Raw genomic sequence first — 18,113 nt, 5'->3', positions numbered from 1 at the left:
GCAAATAATCCACGTGTCGATTTGAATTCATTTCGCATCTTGCAGCCTGGAAATAAACCCGGGCAAATATGAACAGCGGCAAATATGTATTCAGTCAACTGGTAGAGTTCCTGCCAAAGAGAGTTTTTGATATGATTGTTAAGCGACATAACGGAGACAAATGGGTGAAGACATTCACCTGCTGGAACCAATTGCTCGTCATGATGTATGGGCAATTGGCCTCGTGTGACAGCCTCAGAGAGGTCGCGTGCATAATTGACGCTATCAAAAGCAAGAGCTACCATCTCGGATTTGGCACCGGAGAGATTAAACTGAGCAATCTTTCCTATGCCAATATGAACCGGGACTACAAGATATTTGAAGAGTTTGCCTTTTTCATGATTAATCTTGCTCAAAGCAAGCGAATCAACAGACCATTCGAATTGCGTGGAAAGTTCTATGCGCTCGATTCCACCACGATAGATCTTTGCCTGAGCTTGTTCAAGTGGGCATACTTTAGAAAGAACAAGGGTGGCATCAAAGTTCACACACTCTTTGACGTAGTAACCCAAATACCGACTTACATTCATATTACGGAAGCAAAAGTTCACGACGTGAATGTGATGGATGAGATTCCCTATGAGCCGTATGCGTTCTACATTTTTGACAAGGGATATTATGACCTCGCAAGGCTGCATACATTCAACACGATCGGTTCCTGGTTTGTCATCCGACAGAAGTCTCACCTTAAGTATGAAGTTATTGATGGTGAAGAGCTTTTGGATGGAGCGGACAACGTTTTGCTTGACCAGACGATACGCCTTACCGGCTACCAGACCCAAAAGAAGTATCCCTGCGTGTTGAGAAGGATCGTTTACTATGCTCCTGACCTTAAAAGAACGTTCACCTTCCTGACCAACAATGTCAGCATCAAGGCCAAAGACATCGCCATGCTGTATAAGCAACGCTGGCAGGTGGAGCTGTTTTTTCGGTGGATAAAGCAACATCTCCGTGTCACATCCTTCTGGGGCAATACCGAGAATGCCGTGAGGATACAAATTTATGTTGCGGTTATCACATACTGTCTGGTGGCCATCGTCGAGCATGACTGCCAGTTGGGCAGGACTACATTCAATGTGCTTCGCGTGATCAGTAGAGTACTGACAGACAAAACGAACATCAGAGATCTTTTCCTGACCTCCGGGGACATTGATGATATATATGAACAAGCCGCTCAACTTGAATTTGCCTTTAAGTATTAGTTATTGAAAATTTATTGGACACTAGTGATAATTTGTTTTAACAATTGTGCCCGAATCGTGAAAAGTTTATGTCAATGAGATCGGAGGCACCACCTGCTTGTCAAAAAAAATCATTCCCCCTGAAACCTTACAACTCCATCCGTAGCCTGATCTGCCTCTTCACCGGTTCGTTCGGTAACCAGACAACCCTCCTGATTGGCAGGGAAACGCCTTCCTGTTTATCAACCGGAAACGGTTAATAATTTTGTTAATAAATAATCACTGTTAAGTATTTGATTTTGGATGAGATTGTCGGAATTTTATATGTAAAACACTAAATTTTCATTCTAATCTTTTACATGATGACAAAAATTTCAGAAACCGGCCACGCGAATAATGTGGCTAACTTCGAAAGTTTAATTTCTTTCGCGAACGGATACGGCACAGCCTACAATCCTTCAAAATCAAGCCTGGTTATATCGGCATTGCAAGCGTTGCTTCGGCAGGCCCAATCATCACTTGAACAGGTAAACAGCGCCCTGGCCGATAATGGCAATGCCGTTGCCTCGCGCGAAGTGGCGTTTAAACCCTTAAGCAAACTAATGACCCGGGTAATGAACGCAGCCCGATCGAGCGACATTCCCCATGCCATGCTCAACGACATTCAGGCTGTCATCCGCAAAATCCAGGGCGGAAGGGCTACCCCAAAACGAACAGAAGAAGAAAAAGCGGCTCAGCAAGCCGAGGGCAATGGCGTAAAAGAAATTTCGAGCTCGCAAATGAGCTTCGACAGCCGCATGGCAAACCTCGATAAGCTGATTAAACTGCTGGCTGCCATCCCGGCATATGCTCCAAACGAAGAAGAGCTGAAAGTGGCAAGCCTGCAACTGCTCCTCGATCATTTACGCGGGCTCGATACCGGGGTAGTGAACAGTACCACCCAATTAAGCAATGCCCGCATTTCACGAAACCAGCTCCTGTACCTTCCCGAAACCGGTCTGGTTGGGGTTGCCTTATCGGTAAAAGTATATATCAAGGCTGTTTTTGGCGCAACAAGCCCCCAGTATAAACAAGTCTCGGGACTTGTTTTCCGTAATGGCCACTGATAACGCATTCTTCATCAAATAATGCTTCACAAATCAAACTACAGTTATTATACCCGCATCTGTAGTTTGATTTTATGCCCCGTAGTTTTAAGAATCGATACGGTCGGGTTTAAAACAACGATCGTTGTCGATGCAACAGCAATGGTTGGAGATCAAATAAGCGCAGTTGTTTGTCTAATAACCACCGTCGGTTATGAAACTTATGTCGTCATTTAATAAACAGCCGTCGTCGTGATTAAAACCACGATGGTAAATTCAAATTGGCGTACAGTTCGTTATAAATCAAACCCCGCCGAAAGCAAACTGCCGTTGAACACAAGCAAAAAGTAATTTGTTTGTGATGAAAATTAACGACGGAAGTATGGATCATTCAAAAAAAGAATTACCTGTCGTCACGTTCGGCGTGGCAAATGACTGGCGCGAATGGCTCGCATCGAATCATTCCGGTACAACCGGGCTGTGGTTACGCTTTTTCAAGAAAGACTCGGGCAAACAAACATTCAACTACAGCCAGGCGCTCGACGAAGCCCTCTGTTACGGCTGGATTGACGGGCAGGCGAAACGTGTCGACGAGGAGTCGTATATGCAGAAATTCACTCCCCGCCGGAAAAACAGCTTATGGTCGAAACGGAATACCGAACACATTGAACGGCTGATCCGGGAGGGGCGTATGAAACCGGCAGGACTGAAAGAAATTGAAGATGCCAAAGCCGACGGCAGGTGGGCAAAAGCCTACAATTCGCCGGTCAATATGGAGCTCCCCGATGATTTCCGGGACGAACTGGCCAAAGACCGGAAGGCGCTCGCATTCTTCGAATCGTTAAATAAAACAAACAAGTACGCCATCGTTTGGCGCCTCGAAACGGCCAAAAAACCGGAAACCAGGAAACGACGCATGGACAAAATTTTGGACATGCTTTCAAAAGGTGAGAAATTTCATTAAAAGCGGCCTGGTTCTGCCTTTACCCGATCGATTTTAAAAATCCCGGTGACCGGCGATGTTTCGAAAGCTGCTCGTAAGCATAGGCAATCTTCAGCAAAACCGGTTCGCTCCATGCCCTTCCGAAAAACGAAATACCGACCGGCAAACCATGCACATAACCCGCCGGGACCGAAATATTGGGATAACCGGCGACTGCTGCCGCGCCGCTTGATCCGCCAATGAAATGATCGCCGTTCACCAGGTCAATTGGCCACGCCGGGGCATTTGTCGGGGCCAGCAACGCATCCAGCCGGTGTTCGTCCATTAATTGGTCAATACCTTGCGAACGCGATTTTATTTTCGAAGTTTTCAGGGCCTCCGGGTAAGCCGGATCATCCAGTCCCCTGGTATTTTGCGCCTCCTCGAAAATTTCCTGGTCAAACCAGGGCATTTCACGGTCGGCATGGGTGCGGTTAAATTCAATTAGTTCGGCCAGACTTTTCACCGGGCTGTTTTCCCGGGCGCTCAGGTAGGCATTCAGGTCGGCTTTTAACTCCGAAACCAACACCTGCCATTCGGCTTTGCTCCACTCGCCCATGCTGTCAAAGGTTAGCTTGTCAACCAAAACAGCCCCGGCCGCTTCCAGTTGGTTGATGGCCTGTTCCATCAGCCGATCCACCTCGCTGTGAAAGCCAAAATAGCTTCTGACAATCCCGATCCGGGCGCCTTTCAACCCATCCGCATCCAGAAAACGGGTATAGTCGGTAAAAATTTCTCCTTTTTCGAGATTGGTTTCGGCATCCTGCTGATCAAACTCAGCCAGGGCGCCCAGCAGGATCGCGGCATCCGTAACAGTCCGGGCCATGGGCCCCGCGGTATCCTGGCTGTGCGAGATCGGGATGATTCCGTCGCGGCTCCACAGTCCCAACGTGGGTTTAATACCAACAATCCCGTTTATGCCCGAGGGGCAAACAATCGACCCGTCTGTTTCGGTGCCGATACCAACCGCACACAGGTTGGCCGAAACAGCGGCGCCCGTTCCCGAGCTGGAACCGCAGGGACTACGGTCGAGACAAAACGGGTTGCGTACCTGTCCGCCGCGGGCGCTCCAGCCGCTCGACGATCTGGATGAGCGAATATTGGCCCACTCGCTCAGGTTGGTTTTTCCAAGCAATACAGCCCCGGCTTCACGGAGCTTTTTTACGATGAAGGCATCGTTGGGGGCAGAAATCCCTGCCAGCGCCAGCGAACCGGCAGTGGTCATCATCCGGTCGCCGGTATCTATGTTGTCTTTAATCAGCACCGGGATGCCATGTAAAGGGCCGCGAACAGATCCCGATCTTCGTTCTTCATCCAAACCGGCGGCAATTTCAAGGGCATCGGGATTCAGCTCGATCACCGAATTGAGCAGCTGATCTGCTTCCGCGATTCGGTCCAGGTACTGCCTGCAAAGAGCGACTGCCGTCAGGGTGCCGCCGGTCATTTGTTCCTGCAGGCGGCTAATGCTTGCTTCATTCAGGCTAAACTCTGCCGGATTAATTTCGCGGGTTCCGTTTTCTTTGGAAGCCTGACATGCGGCCAGGCCCATCATGGATATGGCCGGGAGCCCGGCCAATGCCGATTTCATAAAGTACCGTCGTTTCATGGATGCGCAGTTCAAATTTTCATCCAAGTTAACGAAAGCTTTTGATCAGAACAAAAGTGAAGAAAAATGGGTGTACGTGAAATTAGATGGTTATGTGATTTTTTTTTCTAACTTTCCATATAAGAAAGATTTATTATTGCGTTCATATTTACAGAATAAAGTAACCAGTTACGTCCGCTGTGATAAGTGTCTTTTTGTTATCGTTAGGAAATTAATAATTATGCCATGAGGTATTTGAGTGGTTTGTTCAAGTTTATATCATCCTGGATTCTCTTTTGTTTAGTTCCTCCGGCTGCCTTTTCGCAGGTAGCCATAACCGATAATCCTGGTTTAAAAATTGACGAATCTGTTTTTATCGCGGATGGGGCCGAAGTTTGTATCGAAAAAGATACGTACATTTCAAGCGCGTCTTTTCTTGATAATAAAGGCGTTATATACTTCCGCAGTGTTGACGGAATGGAGCTTAGCTGGCCGGATGGCGACCTTGGCGATGGTTTCTTTTGGTTTGAAGGAGGGGATCATTCCATTTTTGTCGGAGACGGGAAAGTTGGCAACCTGGTGACCAACACGCCTGCCGGTGTCGATTTGCTGGGGGATTTGCTTGTCGGAAATTCGTTGCAGTTGCTATCGGGAATTGTTAATGTCGCCGACGGGAAAGCGCTGTTTGTTGAAAATCCCGAAGAAGGATCTGTCTTGTTCGGGAATTCCCCTTCCAATACCAGTTATGTGATTGGGACACTTGGGCGGAATTGCAATACGGAAGGGACTTATTTCTTCCCGGTTGGGAGCGGCCGCGGGTTCCATCCGCTGTCTGTCGCCGGTGCATCGGCAACTGCCGGTATAAGTGTTTTGTTTGATGAAAGTATACCTGTAACCGTGGCAAACAGGTGGCCCTCAACAACGAACGATCTTGTCCCGGAAATTGGCTGGAGTATCAGCTCTCCCTTCGACTACATGGAGTTTAATGTAGCTCCGTCGGCCTTAGGGGATAATAATGAAATATTGCAAGCGGATGTTGACCTTCTTTTTTCCCCGGGATCGTTTTATTCAAATTACACGATGGTTGGTTTGCGCAACGAAACAAACGGGTTTTATCGTCCGGCGACAGCGAAAACCGGGAACGGAAATTATGTATTAAGCAACATCGGGCAACTGGTTTTACCAAACTTCTTTCTGATAAGCGCTACGCGTTCAACAGGTTCTTCGCAATTTGTAATACCCGGGTCAGATCAATTTGATTTGGTACGGCTTACCGTTTATAACCGGCTTGGCGTGCGAATATTCTTTAACGATCACTATTCAGGCGAGTTTGATGCCAGGAATTACCCATCGGGCACCTATTTCTACGAACTTGTTCTGGAACAAAATGCTGGCAGGCGTTTGATTAGAAATTTCATTGAAATAAAGCATGAATAATAACTTTACCTATATAAGAAATTTCCGGCATTTACTACTCCTGATCCACCTGCTCGGGATTAGTCTTATGGCTCATTCCCAGGATGTCGTTATGCACACCCAGGGACTGACCAAACAAGAATTTTTAAATCCCGCCTACAATTCGTTTAAAGACTATGTTTCGGTTACCGTGGCAGCAAGGCATCAGTGGCAGGCGAAAATTGCGGGCCGTCCCGAAACCTACGCGGCAGACGTTTATGTGCCCCTTCATCTTTCCAGATTAGGGCTGGGACTAGTCGTGTTGAACGAGAAAATAGGATTACGGGATAAAACATCGGTTCAAGGAACTCTGGCGCATAATGTTCGGTTAGGGGAGACGAGTTTTTTAGCTTTCGGTTATGGCCTGGGAGTTGAAAGCACAGCTTACGATCAGGACCGGATTATAACGGATGATTCTAATTTTGTGCCCGGGCTATACGACTTGAATTCCATGTTAATGAATGTTTCCCTGGGCTTGTTTTACTACTCCCCTCATTTCTTTGCCGGCGCCAGTTCTTATGGATTAGTTAATAAAAAGAGAATTAGCGACGAATGGTATCTTCCCGGATTTGACTTCAATTTTGGTACAATCCATCAACTGAACCGGAATGTCGTGTTTCGTCCCGACTTAGTGATAAAATATTATCCGGTATCGGAGGTGGAATATCGTACGCAAAGCCTGACACAAGACAAATTTAAAGAACCTGTTTTCGACCTTTCCGCTAATTTTCTGTTTGGGCATAAAGTATGGTTGGGAACAAGCCGGAGGTTTAAGCAAGCGCAGATTTTTTCATTTGATATTATTCTTGCGGACCGGTTAAAATTGGGCTATACCTATGAATTAGGGATCGGTAAAGGCCTGAATCAGTTTGATTCACAAGGGGTGCGTCTTGCATGGAACCTGTTGTTTGAGAATGCAAGAAACGGATTTACTGCCGCATCAGGACGTCATAGGCCTTCTAATACGAATTATTTATATAAATAAGATGATATGGGATACAAAAACTTTACTTTATTGTCGGTTTTATTCTTTTGTTCCTTTTTCTCCTTTTCGCAGAAACTACATCAGGCATTTGAGCGGCAGGATTACGGGACAATCCTAAGTTTTTTGGATAAAAAAGGGGTAAACGGGATCAATAATGTTACAGAATGTAAAGACGTCGCCGTAGTTGCCTTATGGGCAGGCAGGTATGGCGAGGCTGTCAAACTTTACAGGAAGGCTCTTTCTTTGAACGAGAATGCCCTGACGCGCGAAGATTCCAGAAATTATGCATTTGCCCTGATCCATGAAGGGAGATTTAAAGAGTTCGTCAACGATCCTTTTTTTGCGGACAATAAGGATTTTTGGATTACCCTTCTGGTTGATGCAACGCTCCGCGCGATTAATGATAATGACACCGTTTATTCTGCTGAAAAATGGTCCATGTTAAACCTGCCGGGACTGATACCGCAATACGGTTTCACCACGCAGGGCAATAAAATAATATATTCCAAACCTAAATATGCAGCAACAGACAGCCTGAAGTCCGTTCTTGAACACTTTGTCATTAATTCCCGCTATGGCGAGTTGACCGATATCGCTGCCGTATCGCTGGATAAGACGGCCTCCGGCGAAATTGCAACAAAAAAGGCCCGGGTGGATATTCCCCTGAAAACGTATTCCCGTATCGCTACAGCCAATTACGTCGGGCCGGATACGCTTTTCTATACCGAAGTACCTTTAAATGGGAAACCGGAGAAAATAAAAGCAATAGACGGTTTTAAAAAGTTTCCTTTCAATTCAAACAAATATGCCTGTGCCATGCCTTTTTACGATCAACGCGCCGACCGGCTGTATTTTTGTTCGCAAATGCCCGGTGGCTACGGCGGATGGGATGTTTATTACTCTGACTGGAGAAATGGCGAGTGGAGTAAGCCTGTCAATTTGGGCGATAAAGTGAATACTCCTCTTAACGAAATTTTCCCCTCGATCAATAATAACGGCGACCTGGTGTTTTCATCCGACGGAAGGGACGGTGCCGGTGGTTTTGACAATTATATATTTTATTTTGAGGACAATACCACGGTAAACCTTGCCATGTATAACTCCGAACTGGATGATTATTGTTTCAGAAGTCTGGAAACCGATACCGAGGAATATGTCCTTACCATGAGGGGAAATGATGCCGTCGGTTTTTATACCAGAAAAGGAGCTGTTGTTCCTGAGAAGAAAGATATTCCTGAAATCGCCGCTAAACTTCCTGTAGTCGCGGAAGGCTTGACAAAGGATACCCTGAAACTGATTAACAGGTTTGACGCGGAACAATATCTTGTGATATACTATGATGTGGATTCGTTCAGGATTAAAGAAAAATACGACGGACTACTGGATAAATTTGTTGATCTGCTTTCCAGTATCGATGTAGGAACTGTTTTTATCCGGAGCTATACCGATCCGGATGGGAATACGCGGTATAACGACTACCTGTCATACCTGAGGGCAGAAGGCGTAAATAAATACCTGGTTGACCGCTTGGGAAAAAGCTTCGGCGAAAAAGTGACCATGCTTGTTGCCGGGGAAAAATATGCTTCGGGTAAAAATAAAAAGGAAGAGCGGAAAACGGAGATGATGATTTCGGATGACAAACCTCAGTACAACCTGCTGTATGCCTATAAAATCGGACAGGGGCACGATCTGGTTGAGGTAGCCAATCTTTTCCATAATAACCTCTCCTATTTACGCGAAATAAATAAAACGGAAGATGACAAATTACCTGCCGACGGCGTTGTATTGGTTGGCATCCGGGCCTTACATAAGGTTAAGGAATCCGATACGATGTACAACATCGCGAAAAGATACGGGAGCGCTGTCGAGGATATTAAAAATGTAAACAGAAAATCAGATAATACCATCGTGTTAGGCGAAAAATTGATTATTCCTTTGGGTAAAAACAATCGTGAAGGAGTAAAAACGGGAGAACTGATTTCTGAAAACAGAACTCAGAAGAATCTGTTGTATTCCTACAAATCTGAACAAGGACAAACCCTGGCCGAAATCGCCAGCCTTTTCCATAATAGCCTCTCCTATTTACGCGAAATAAATAAGACAGAACAAGACAAGTTACCTGCTGATGGAGTTGTATTGGTTGAAATCCGGGCGTCACATAAGGTCAGGGAATTTGATACCTTGTACAACATTGCGAAAAGATACGGAAGCACTGTCGAGGATATTAAAAATGTAAACAGGAAAGCTGATAATATCATCGTGTTAGGTGAAAAATTGATTATCCCTTTGGGTAGAAACAATCGTGAAAGAGTAAAAACGGGAGAACTGATCTCTGAAAACAGAGCGCAAAAGAATCTGTTGTATCCCTACAAAATTGAACAAGGACAAACCCTGTCCGAAGTAGCCAGTCTTTTCCATAACAACCTCCCTTATTTACGCGAAATAAATAAGACAGAACAAGACGAGTTACCTGCTGACGGAGTTGTATTGGTTGAGATCCAGACCTTACATACGGTCAAGGAATTCGATACCTTGTACAACATTGCGAAAAGATACGGAAGCACTGTCGAGGGTATTAAAAATATCAACAGAAAAGCTGATAATACCATATTGCTGGGTGAACAATTGATTATCCCATTATCGAATTAACTTAAAATCTATATAAAATGAGAAAAAGTTACGTCATTTTAGCTGGTATTCTTTTGCTATTATCGTTTACCGGCTCCGGACAAAGCGGGGGGGTAAGTATTGGCAAAGGAAATTTACCTGCTTATGAAAAGGCAATTTTAGAGATTGTGTCAGAATCTAAAGGTATTTTGATCCCAAGAATGACAACAACACAACGCCAGGCAATTTTCAATGATAATGACATGGAGGCAAAAGGATTGCTGGTATACGACACAACGGCGGATTGCCTGTATGCATGGGATGGACAGATCTGGAATTCGTTTTGTAATTCCGGTTCGGTTACTGTCGGCTCAGGAAATACCTTTCCGGCTGAACCGGCTTTAGGTGAAATTTTTTTCAACACAACAACCGGACAACTCTATTATAATAACGGGACAACCTGGGTGTCAACAGGTAATGCTACTGTTCCAACGGAAACACTGACCACGCTCACCGACAATGGCGACGGGACACTGACCTACGTTGACGAGAACGGGGCCTCCACGGTGATCGACCTTGTCGCCATCATCTCCGGTAACGGAACGCCAACCAGCCTGACAGACAATGGCGACGGCACAATGACCTACACCAATGAGGACGGGGTCGGCACGGTAATCAACACCACGGTCCTTGGCGCCAACGTGCAGATCGCCGATGGTACGATCGACATTGACGGCGACGGCACACCCGATAACAACCTAAACCTGCAGGATATTGTCAACAACATCGGCCTTATCGTGTCTGCGCAGGAAACACTGACCACCCTCACCGATAACGGCGACGGGACACTGACTTACGTCGACGAGAACGGGGCCCCCACGGTGATCGACCTTACCGCGCTCATCTCCGGTAACGGAACGCCAACCAGCCTGACAGACAACGGCGACGGCACACTGACCTACACCAATGAGGACGGGGTCGGCACGGTAATCAACACCACGGTCCTTGGCGCCAACGTGCAGATCGCCGATGGTACGGTCGACATTGACGGCGACGGCACACCCGATAACAACCTAAACCTGCAGGATATTGTCAACAACATCGGTCTTATCGTGTCTGCGCAGGAAACACTGACCACCCTCACCGATAACGGCGACGGGACACTGACTTACGTCGACGAGAACGGGGCCCCCACGGTGATCGACCTTACCGCGCTCATCTCCGGTAACGGAACGCCAACCAGCCTGACAGACAACGGCGACGGCACAATGACCTACACCAATGAGGACGGGGTCGGCACGGTAATCAACACCACCGTCCTTGGCGCCAACGTGCAGATCGCCGATGGTACCGTCGACATTGACGGCGACGGCACACCGGATAACAACCTAAGCCTGCAGGATATTGTCAACAACATCGGCCTTATCGTGTCTGCGCAGGAAACACTGACCACCCTCACCGATAACGGCGACGGGACACTGACTTACGTCGACGAGAACGGGGCCCCCACGGTGATCGACCTTACCGCGCTCATCTCCGGTAACGGAACGCCAACCAGCCTGACAGACAACGGCGACGGCACAATGACCTACACCAATGAGGACGGGGTCGGCACGGTAATCAATACCACGGTCCTTAGCGCCAACGTGCAGATCGCCGATGGTACGATCGACATTGACGGCGACGGCACACCCGATAATAACCTAAGCCTGCAGGATATTGTCAACAACATCGGTCTTATCGTGTCTGCGCAGGAAACACTGACCACCCTCACCGACAACGGCGACGGTACTTACACCTATACCAGCGAGGATGCAACAACTACTACTATCAATACGATTGCCAATGAACCCTGGTTCGGTACTGACGATCATGCGCCAGCTACCCTGAATACAGAGGACATCTACACGATGGGACGTGTTGCAATAGGGGCTGTAGCAGTTAATGCGAATGCGGACCTCGAGCTTGCATCAACAACCAAAGGTTTACTGACAAACCGTGTTGCCTTAACAGCTACGACCAACCCTGCCCCGCTAAGCGCACATGTAGCCGGCATAGTGGTATATAATACGGCAACCTCCGGCAGTGTAACTCCCGGCATTTATTATAATGACGGGACAAAGTGGGTGGCGGTGGCCGGAGGTGGTATTAAAAAAGATGTTTACAGCGCTGAATATGCCGGGGCTACCCTGGTAGGCACTGGCCTTGGCAGTATGACCTCAGATAATACAGGTGCGCCAACCTACATGAATTATTACGAATGGACATCAACTCAAGCTATACAGCAGGAATACCAGGTTATGTTCAGATTTACACTACCGCTCAATTTCGTGGACTGGACAGCTACCCCGATCACCATCGACTATGTCGTGTCAGGAGTGGCGTCAATAGCAGTAGATGCGATTCCAATAGGTGGATCAACAGTGTCAACCAGCGGATCATCCACGACATGGGCGCAGGTTTCATTGAGCCCCGTTATGGTTGCGGGACAAACTGCGGTAATCGTTCTTAAACTTAGAAGCACCAGTGGAGGTATTGCCCGGGTTGGCGATATCACGTTGAATTATATGGCTAAATAAAAGGCGTCTCAGTCTTCCGGCCGACAGAGCGGGTAAGCTGTCAAAACAGGATGCCGGAAAAATATGGGTCAATGGCCGAAATCCTTCAAAAGGCAAATACGAAGGAACCAGGGCGAACGTCGAGGCCTGTTTGCTTTTGTAAAACGAGATACTTAATTTACAAACAGGAATTTATGGTATGAAAAAAAATTACATGAAGGTTATTGGATTTACGATATTTTGTGTTTTCCTTTCGATAACAGCACATGCCCAAAACGAGTTTATTACGACCTGGAAAACTGATAACCCGGGCACATCGGGCAGTACCTACATAACGATTCCCACCGAAGGAACCGGATACAATTATGATGTGGATTGGAACAACGACGGCATTTTCGAAGAGCTTGGCCTCACGGAAAGCGTAACCCACGATTTTGGCGTGGCAGGGACCTACACCATTCGCATACAGGGAACCTTCCCACGGATTTATTTTGTCAATACGGGCGATAAAGAGAAAATTCTTTCTGTTGACCAGTGGGGTACAAATGCCTGGGCTGAAATGGCTGGCGCCTTTTTTGGTTGTACTAACCTGGTAATCAATGCCGTTGATGCGCCAAATCTTACTAATGTAACAAGTATGGCTCAGATGTTCCTCGGTGCAAGCAATCTTGGCAGCAGCGGCAACTGGGCGTGGGACACGGGTAACGTGACCGACATGTCTAATATGTTCTTTGGAGCCACTGCTTTCAACGGGGACATCAGCACATGGGACACGGGTAACGTGACGGATATGTCTAATATGTTCTTTGGAGCCACTGCTTTTAACCAAAACATCGGTGCGTGGAACACGGGCAAGGTGGTTGATATGTCACTTATGTTTGGCGAGGCCAGTTCCTTCAACCAGGACATCTCCGCGTGGAATACGGGCAGTGTGGTTGATATGTCATATATGTTCGGCGAGGCCGGTTCCTTCAACGAGGACATCAGCGCGTGGGACACGGGCAAGGTGGTTGATATGTCCTTTATGTTTAGTGAAGCCACTGCTTTCAACCAAAACATTGGCGCGTGGGACACGGGCAGTGTGACGACGATGTCTAATATGTTTAGTGAAGCCACTGCTTTCAACCAAAACATTGGTTCGTGGAACACGGGCAGTGTGACGACGATGACCAATATGTTTTACGGAGCCAAAGCTTTCAACCAGGACATCGGCGCGTGGAATACGGGCAAGGTGACGACGATGTCTAATATGTTCTACGGAGCCACTGCCTTCAACCAAAACATCGGCACGTGGAACACGGGCAACGTGACGACGATGGTTAATATGTTTCAGGTAGCCACAGCTTTCAACCAAAACATCGGTTTGTGGGACACGGGCAAAGTGACGACGATGGCTGGGATGTTCCTGGGAGCCAAGGCTTTCAACCAAAACATCGGTTCGTGGAACACGGGCAGTGTGACGACGATGACTAATATGTTCAATGGAGCCACTGCTTTCAACGGAAACATCGGTTCGTGGAACACGGGCAGTGTAACGACAATGGCCGGTATGTTCCAGGGAGCCAGTTCTTTCAACGGGGACATTGGCGCGTGGGACACGGGCAGTGTAATAACGATGGCTAACATGTTCCAGGGAGCCAAAGCTTTCAACCAAAACATCGGCCTGTGGAACACGGGCAAAGTGACGATAATGACTGGTTTGTTCAATGGAGCCAGTTCCTTCAACCAGGACATCGGCGCGTGGAACACGGGCAAGGTGACGATGATGAATGGCTTATTCTTTGGCGCTACTTCCTTCAACCAGAATTTGGGAGGCTGGGATGTAACCGCCCTTACCATCGCAACAGGTATGTTTACCAACGTTACCCTCTCACTCGCCAATTACGATGCTTTACTTAACGGGTGGAGTGTGCAGAGCCTGCGGTCGGGTGTGATTTTTACAGGGGGCAACAGCTATTATTGCGATGGGCAGGCGGCCCGCGCCAGCATGATAAGCTCCAACGGCTGGGTGATTACCGATAGAGGGCTGGATTGTATGGGCTTAGGACTTATGCGGCATGGTAAATATTTTCAGGATTCGAACGAGAAACCAATGAAGTTTTGATTGTTGAGTTGATTTAAGTCGGAAACCTGGAAGGTTTGATCAAACATAACGATTGTTTCCATCGGGTCCTGCATCAACTATCAACTCGGGGATACCGGCCTGTTGTACAGTAAAAAATGGGATAACTTAGTTTGTTCATTTTTTAGTACCTCGCCGGTAAGTTTGATTTCAACCGGTACTTTTTTGAAGTTAAAAAAGAGACAGACCCCGATCCGGCAACTGCCGGACGGGGTGACCAGATTCTCAAGTATTCAAGACTTTTGATACAGCCTCTGCGCTAAAAAATTCTTACGCTGATTCATGAAATTGAATCAGTTGAATATATATTGCAGACCTTCACCTGGTTTCTGGGTTCCGGTATAAACACCCGTTTCAGTATCGCCCTGCTGTGTCCGCCATTCAGTCATCTGCATCCGAAAGTCATTCATGATACTTTCGTAACGGGGGTTGGTTGCCAGGTTGTGCAGTTCGTTCGGATCTGACTGGATGTCGTATAATTCTTCTTTCGGACGGTTGTGATATCTCCATAAAACAGCAGCCGCATGTTCGTCTGCAAACGAGCGGTTTAACCAGGAAGGCCAGTACTGGCGGCCGCCATCGTGATCTTTTGCTAAGTTAATATGTGTATGATAAAGCACTTCGGGCGCCAGGTTGAGGATGTATTTGTAACGGCTGCTGCGGATCATCCGCATGGGCGCCTGATTGATTGTTCCATCGCCGGTGTGGCTTGCAAATATTGGTTCGCGCCGGTTGTTTTCCTTACCGGTCAGCAAAGGGAGCAGGCTTCTTCCGTCGATTTGGTCGGGCTGTTTGGGCGCTTTCCCGCCGGCCAGTTCAATCGCCGTAGGCAGGATATCGACTAAGGACGCCAGGCTGTTCGATTCGGATGCACCTTTAACAACTCCGGGCCACCTGACGATTAACGGGACCCTGATACCGTAATCATAAAGATTCCATTTACCGAATGCCCATTGCGGTCCCTGATCGGCGGTGAATATAACGACGGTATTCTGGTCGAGCTGATATTTTGCCAGGCTTTCCAGCAGTTTTCCCACGTTGGTGTCCATTTTGGTGATATCGGTATAGTAGCGCGACCGGGCCACACGGGTCTCTTTGGTGTCGATGTGAATGGCCGGAACATCAACTTCCGAAGCATCGTATTCGGGTTTTTCAGGCCACATCACGTGGGGACTGTGGTCATTAACAACCAGCATAAACGGTTTTTTACTCTTCGACGCATCAGCTAACCACTGATCTACCGGCTCCATATTCAAATCAGTCCACAAAACGCCATCTTTCTCGTGTCCGGGTTCGGGAACATTGGTATGGTGAATCAGATCGAAAGGGTATAAACTCATGGGACCAATATGCAGTTTACCGGCAAAGCCTACCTGGTATCCCAGCGTGTTGAGGTAGGCCGGCAATGTTCTGTTTTCTGCGGTAATGCCGTGATGATTGGCATGGGCCCCGTTCCGAAACGGGTATTTACCGGTGTAAATCGATGCCCGCGAGGGAGAACAGGTTGGAGAACTGGCAAAAGCATTGGAAAACACGAGCGACTCGGCAGCCAGGCGATCCAGGTTGGGCGTTCGCACCACGCGATTTCCGTAAGGACCAATATCGTTTGCGCCCAGGTCGTCGGCCACAAACAAAACAATGTTTAGCGGTTTCTCCTTTGCCACAGGTTGCCCCGCCATTGCCGGGATCTGCATGGCGGCCATCGCCAATGCCGTTAAACCGGTTTTGTATTTCTCGATTTTCATCATGTAACTGATTTTTGAGTTTATACTTGTTCCTTTCTTTCGAAGGAGATTTTATTGCTAAAGATGCAAAGGCTGTCTAAGAAAATAAAATTTTTACCGTGTCAACTCCGTGCAACCCGGCACCTCACCCTGTTTTTGGCTGTGATTTATCTTTACCACAACAAGCCACAAAGTAAAAGCGCCAAGTTCCACGAAGTTGCTGAACAGCCCCTAGGTCATTCTATATTTTTGCATACAGGTGGCACGCCCTAATAACCGGGATTTTGCTCCAATTTTGAATCAGAATCAATGGCTTGTTGCGGTATCGGGAACAACAAATGCTTCTCTGAAGCGTGTGTAACTCCTCGGGCCAATGCATAACTAAGGTATTTACCTGTTCTGATTAGATCCTGTCGTCTTAATCCTTCGCAATAGAATTCCCATCCACGTTCGGCAATAATATGGTCGCGCAATGCCGCTTTATCTGCAAAATCGGTTAATAGTTTTTGATCAACGCCAGCGCGTAGCCTGATATCGTTAATTAAAGAAACCGATTCCAGGGTGGGTCCATGAAGCTCGTTCAACGCTTCGGCGCGTGCCAGTAAAATATCGGCATACCGGATGGTTGGGAAGTCGTTCCCCATTCCCCCGTTTACCGCGTTTGGATCAGGCCAGTATTTCAACGGGCGGGTATCATTGCCGGTAAGCAACGAAACTGTTTGCCCGGCCGAATTAATGTACGATGTAAGGATTGTTTCCTTCCGTTTATCATTGGGCGCAAACGAATTGTAGAAGCCATCGCGAAGCGAATAATGCGCGGCATAATTACGCCATATATTTGAAAAAGTAAGTCCGCTTACCGGGTCTTTTTGAAATCCTGCCGGGAAAACATAGGCCTCCCAGTCGTTTCCAGGACCGCTGCCCGGCACAATTGCGGTACATGTTCTTACCCACATATACTCTTTGTTTCGCTCATTCTCGACCCGGAACATGGCGGAGTAATTCGGATACAACTCATAGTAATTCATATCCATAATTTGTTGAGCCATGTCGGCGCATTTTTGCCATTGTTTCGTATTCAGATAATATTTGCACAGGAATGCGCGTGCAGCGCCTCTATTGGCCCGGCCATATTCCGGTTCGGCTCCCGGAGCAGGAAGATCGTTCACCACTGCCAATAGTTCGGTTTCGATAAATGTTTTTATTTCGTCGTCGGTAGCCCTGGCAAGTTCTTCGGCTCCTCCTTTCATCGTTTTTCGCAATGGAACAGGGCCAAAAAAGATATACAAGTTGTAATAACTTACTGCCCTAACAAATCTTGCTTCAGCAGCATACAAACTTTTTTTCGCATCCGTGATTTCAGCAATCTCAATATTGTCCAACACCGAATTGGCATTTCTGATTGCAAAATAGCAGGGATTCCAGAGCATTCCCAGTAACCAGTCGAGATTCGAGTCCCAGGTAAAGTTCATAAACTGTAACATCTGCCGGTTATCAGCCCCTGCTTTTTCGAACATGATATCCGTTGAACCATCCTGGGTCAGAATATAACCTTTTGCAGCCAATTGCCCCTGAACATTGTTTTCCCATACATAAGCCGCCTTTAGCACACTGACTATTCCTTCGTCTGTCTTCAGAAAGTTCTCCGGAGCAAGTTGTGAATAAACAGGTTCATCAAGTAAATCCTCACAAGCAGTAAACGGAAGCAGAAAAATACCGGATATGATTATGTATTTTAATATTTTCATCGTCTTACAAATTAGTTCTGATTAATATTCATTAGAAAGTTT

At 47.2% G+C, this 18,113-nt stretch carries 11 protein-coding genes; 8 read left to right on the top strand and 3 right to left on the bottom strand.

Going from position 1 to position 18,113, the window contains the following annotated elements:
• Window positions 1-68 precede the first annotated feature (68 nt).
• The 3 genes from ACOIT5_RS08500 to ACOIT5_RS08490 all read left to right on the top strand — a co-directional run bounded on the left by ACOIT5_RS08500 (window position 69) and on the right by ACOIT5_RS08490 (window position 3,269).
• Window positions 69-1,241, top strand: coding sequence for an IS4 family transposase (locus tag ACOIT5_RS08500; protein WP_423126501.1), 1,173 nt, complete (start codon window positions 69-71; stop codon window positions 1,239-1,241).
• Window positions 1,242-1,579: 338 nt separating this feature from the next.
• Window positions 1,580-2,326 (top strand): hypothetical protein, encoded by a 747-nt coding sequence (locus tag ACOIT5_RS08495; RefSeq protein WP_423130044.1) that lies wholly within the window; start codon window positions 1,580-1,582, stop codon window positions 2,324-2,326.
• Window positions 2,327-2,666: 340 nt separating this feature from the next.
• Window positions 2,667-3,269: a YdeI/OmpD-associated family protein gene (locus tag ACOIT5_RS08490; protein WP_423130611.1), complete on the top strand. Its 603-nt coding sequence runs from the start codon at window positions 2,667-2,669 to the stop codon at window positions 3,267-3,269.
• A gap of 19 nt (window positions 3,270-3,288) precedes the next feature.
• Here ACOIT5_RS08490 and ACOIT5_RS08485 read toward each other — a convergent pair whose 3' ends face one another.
• Window positions 3,289-4,893: an amidase gene (locus tag ACOIT5_RS08485; protein WP_423130043.1), complete on the bottom strand. Its 1,605-nt coding sequence runs from the start codon at window positions 4,891-4,893 to the stop codon at window positions 3,289-3,291.
• 225 nt (window positions 4,894-5,118) lie between these two features.
• Between ACOIT5_RS08485 and ACOIT5_RS08480 the strand changes: the two genes are divergently transcribed.
• The 5 genes from ACOIT5_RS08480 to ACOIT5_RS08460 all read left to right on the top strand — a co-directional run bounded on the left by ACOIT5_RS08480 (window position 5,119) and on the right by ACOIT5_RS08460 (window position 14,581).
• A complete protein-coding gene (locus tag ACOIT5_RS08480) occupies window positions 5,119-6,309 on the top strand; it encodes a gliding motility-associated C-terminal domain-containing protein (RefSeq protein WP_423130042.1) in 1,191 nt (396 codons plus the stop codon).
• Window positions 6,302-7,312, top strand: a complete 1,011-nt coding sequence (locus ACOIT5_RS08475; protein ID WP_423130041.1) for a PorP/SprF family type IX secretion system membrane protein — start codon at window positions 6,302-6,304, stop codon at window positions 7,310-7,312. Before ACOIT5_RS08480 ends, ACOIT5_RS08475 begins: the two co-directional genes overlap by 8 nt.
• A 6-nt stretch (window positions 7,313-7,318) precedes the next feature.
• A complete protein-coding gene (locus ACOIT5_RS08470; protein ID WP_423130040.1) occupies window positions 7,319-9,961 on the top strand; it encodes a LysM peptidoglycan-binding domain-containing protein in 2,643 nt (880 codons plus the stop codon).
• Between the two features lie 17 nt (window positions 9,962-9,978).
• Entirely contained in the window at window positions 9,979-12,498 is a 2,520-nt protein-coding gene (locus tag ACOIT5_RS08465) for a beta strand repeat-containing protein (RefSeq protein ID WP_423130039.1), read from the top strand.
• 193 nt (window positions 12,499-12,691) lie between these two features.
• Entirely contained in the window at window positions 12,692-14,581 is a 1,890-nt protein-coding gene (locus tag ACOIT5_RS08460; protein WP_423130038.1) for a BspA family leucine-rich repeat surface protein, read from the top strand.
• Window positions 14,582-14,892: 311 nt separating this feature from the next.
• Here ACOIT5_RS08460 and ACOIT5_RS08455 read toward each other — a convergent pair whose 3' ends face one another.
• Window positions 14,893-16,347 carry a sulfatase family protein gene (locus ACOIT5_RS08455; RefSeq protein ID WP_423130037.1) on the bottom strand — a complete coding sequence of 485 codons (1,455 nt, stop codon included), beginning with the start codon at window positions 16,345-16,347 and terminating at the stop codon, window positions 14,893-14,895.
• A gap of 245 nt (window positions 16,348-16,592) precedes the next feature.
• Window positions 16,593-18,071: a RagB/SusD family nutrient uptake outer membrane protein gene (locus ACOIT5_RS08450; protein WP_423130036.1), complete on the bottom strand. Its 1,479-nt coding sequence runs from the start codon at window positions 18,069-18,071 to the stop codon at window positions 16,593-16,595.
• Window positions 18,072-18,113 lie beyond the last annotated feature (42 nt).

It is taken from the genome of Gaoshiqia hydrogeniformans (assembly GCF_049347105.1).
In the GTDB taxonomy this organism is placed as follows: domain Bacteria; phylum Bacteroidota; class Bacteroidia; order Bacteroidales; family Prolixibacteraceae; genus Gaoshiqia; species Gaoshiqia hydrogeniformans.
This window is presented reverse-complemented; position numbering and strand designations above follow the sequence as displayed.

Excerpts from the sequence above, each read along its gene's own strand:
- ACOIT5_RS08470 (WP_423130040.1), top strand. The coding sequence starts at position 7,319 with ATGGGATACAAAAACTTTACTTTATTGTCGGTTTTATTCTTTTGTTCC.
- ACOIT5_RS08485 (WP_423130043.1), bottom strand. The coding sequence starts at position 4,893 with ATGAAACGACGGTACTTTATGAAATCGGCATTGGCCGGGCTCCCGGCC.
- ACOIT5_RS08490 (WP_423130611.1), top strand. The coding sequence starts at position 2,667 with ATGAAAATTAACGACGGAAGTATGGATCATTCAAAAAAAGAATTACCT.
- ACOIT5_RS08495 (WP_423130044.1), top strand. The coding sequence starts at position 1,580 with ATGATGACAAAAATTTCAGAAACCGGCCACGCGAATAATGTGGCTAAC.
- ACOIT5_RS08475 (WP_423130041.1), top strand. The coding sequence starts at position 6,302 with ATGAATAATAACTTTACCTATATAAGAAATTTCCGGCATTTACTACTC.
- ACOIT5_RS08450 (WP_423130036.1), bottom strand. The coding sequence starts at position 18,071 with ATGAAAATATTAAAATACATAATCATATCCGGTATTTTTCTGCTTCCG.
- ACOIT5_RS08500 (WP_423126501.1), top strand. The coding sequence starts at position 69 with ATGAACAGCGGCAAATATGTATTCAGTCAACTGGTAGAGTTCCTGCCA.
- ACOIT5_RS08460 (WP_423130038.1), top strand. The coding sequence starts at position 12,692 with ATGAAGGTTATTGGATTTACGATATTTTGTGTTTTCCTTTCGATAACA.
- ACOIT5_RS08480 (WP_423130042.1), top strand. The coding sequence starts at position 5,119 with ATGAGGTATTTGAGTGGTTTGTTCAAGTTTATATCATCCTGGATTCTC.
- ACOIT5_RS08455 (WP_423130037.1), bottom strand. The coding sequence starts at position 16,347 with ATGATGAAAATCGAGAAATACAAAACCGGTTTAACGGCATTGGCGATG.
- ACOIT5_RS08465 (WP_423130039.1), top strand. The coding sequence starts at position 9,979 with ATGAGAAAAAGTTACGTCATTTTAGCTGGTATTCTTTTGCTATTATCG.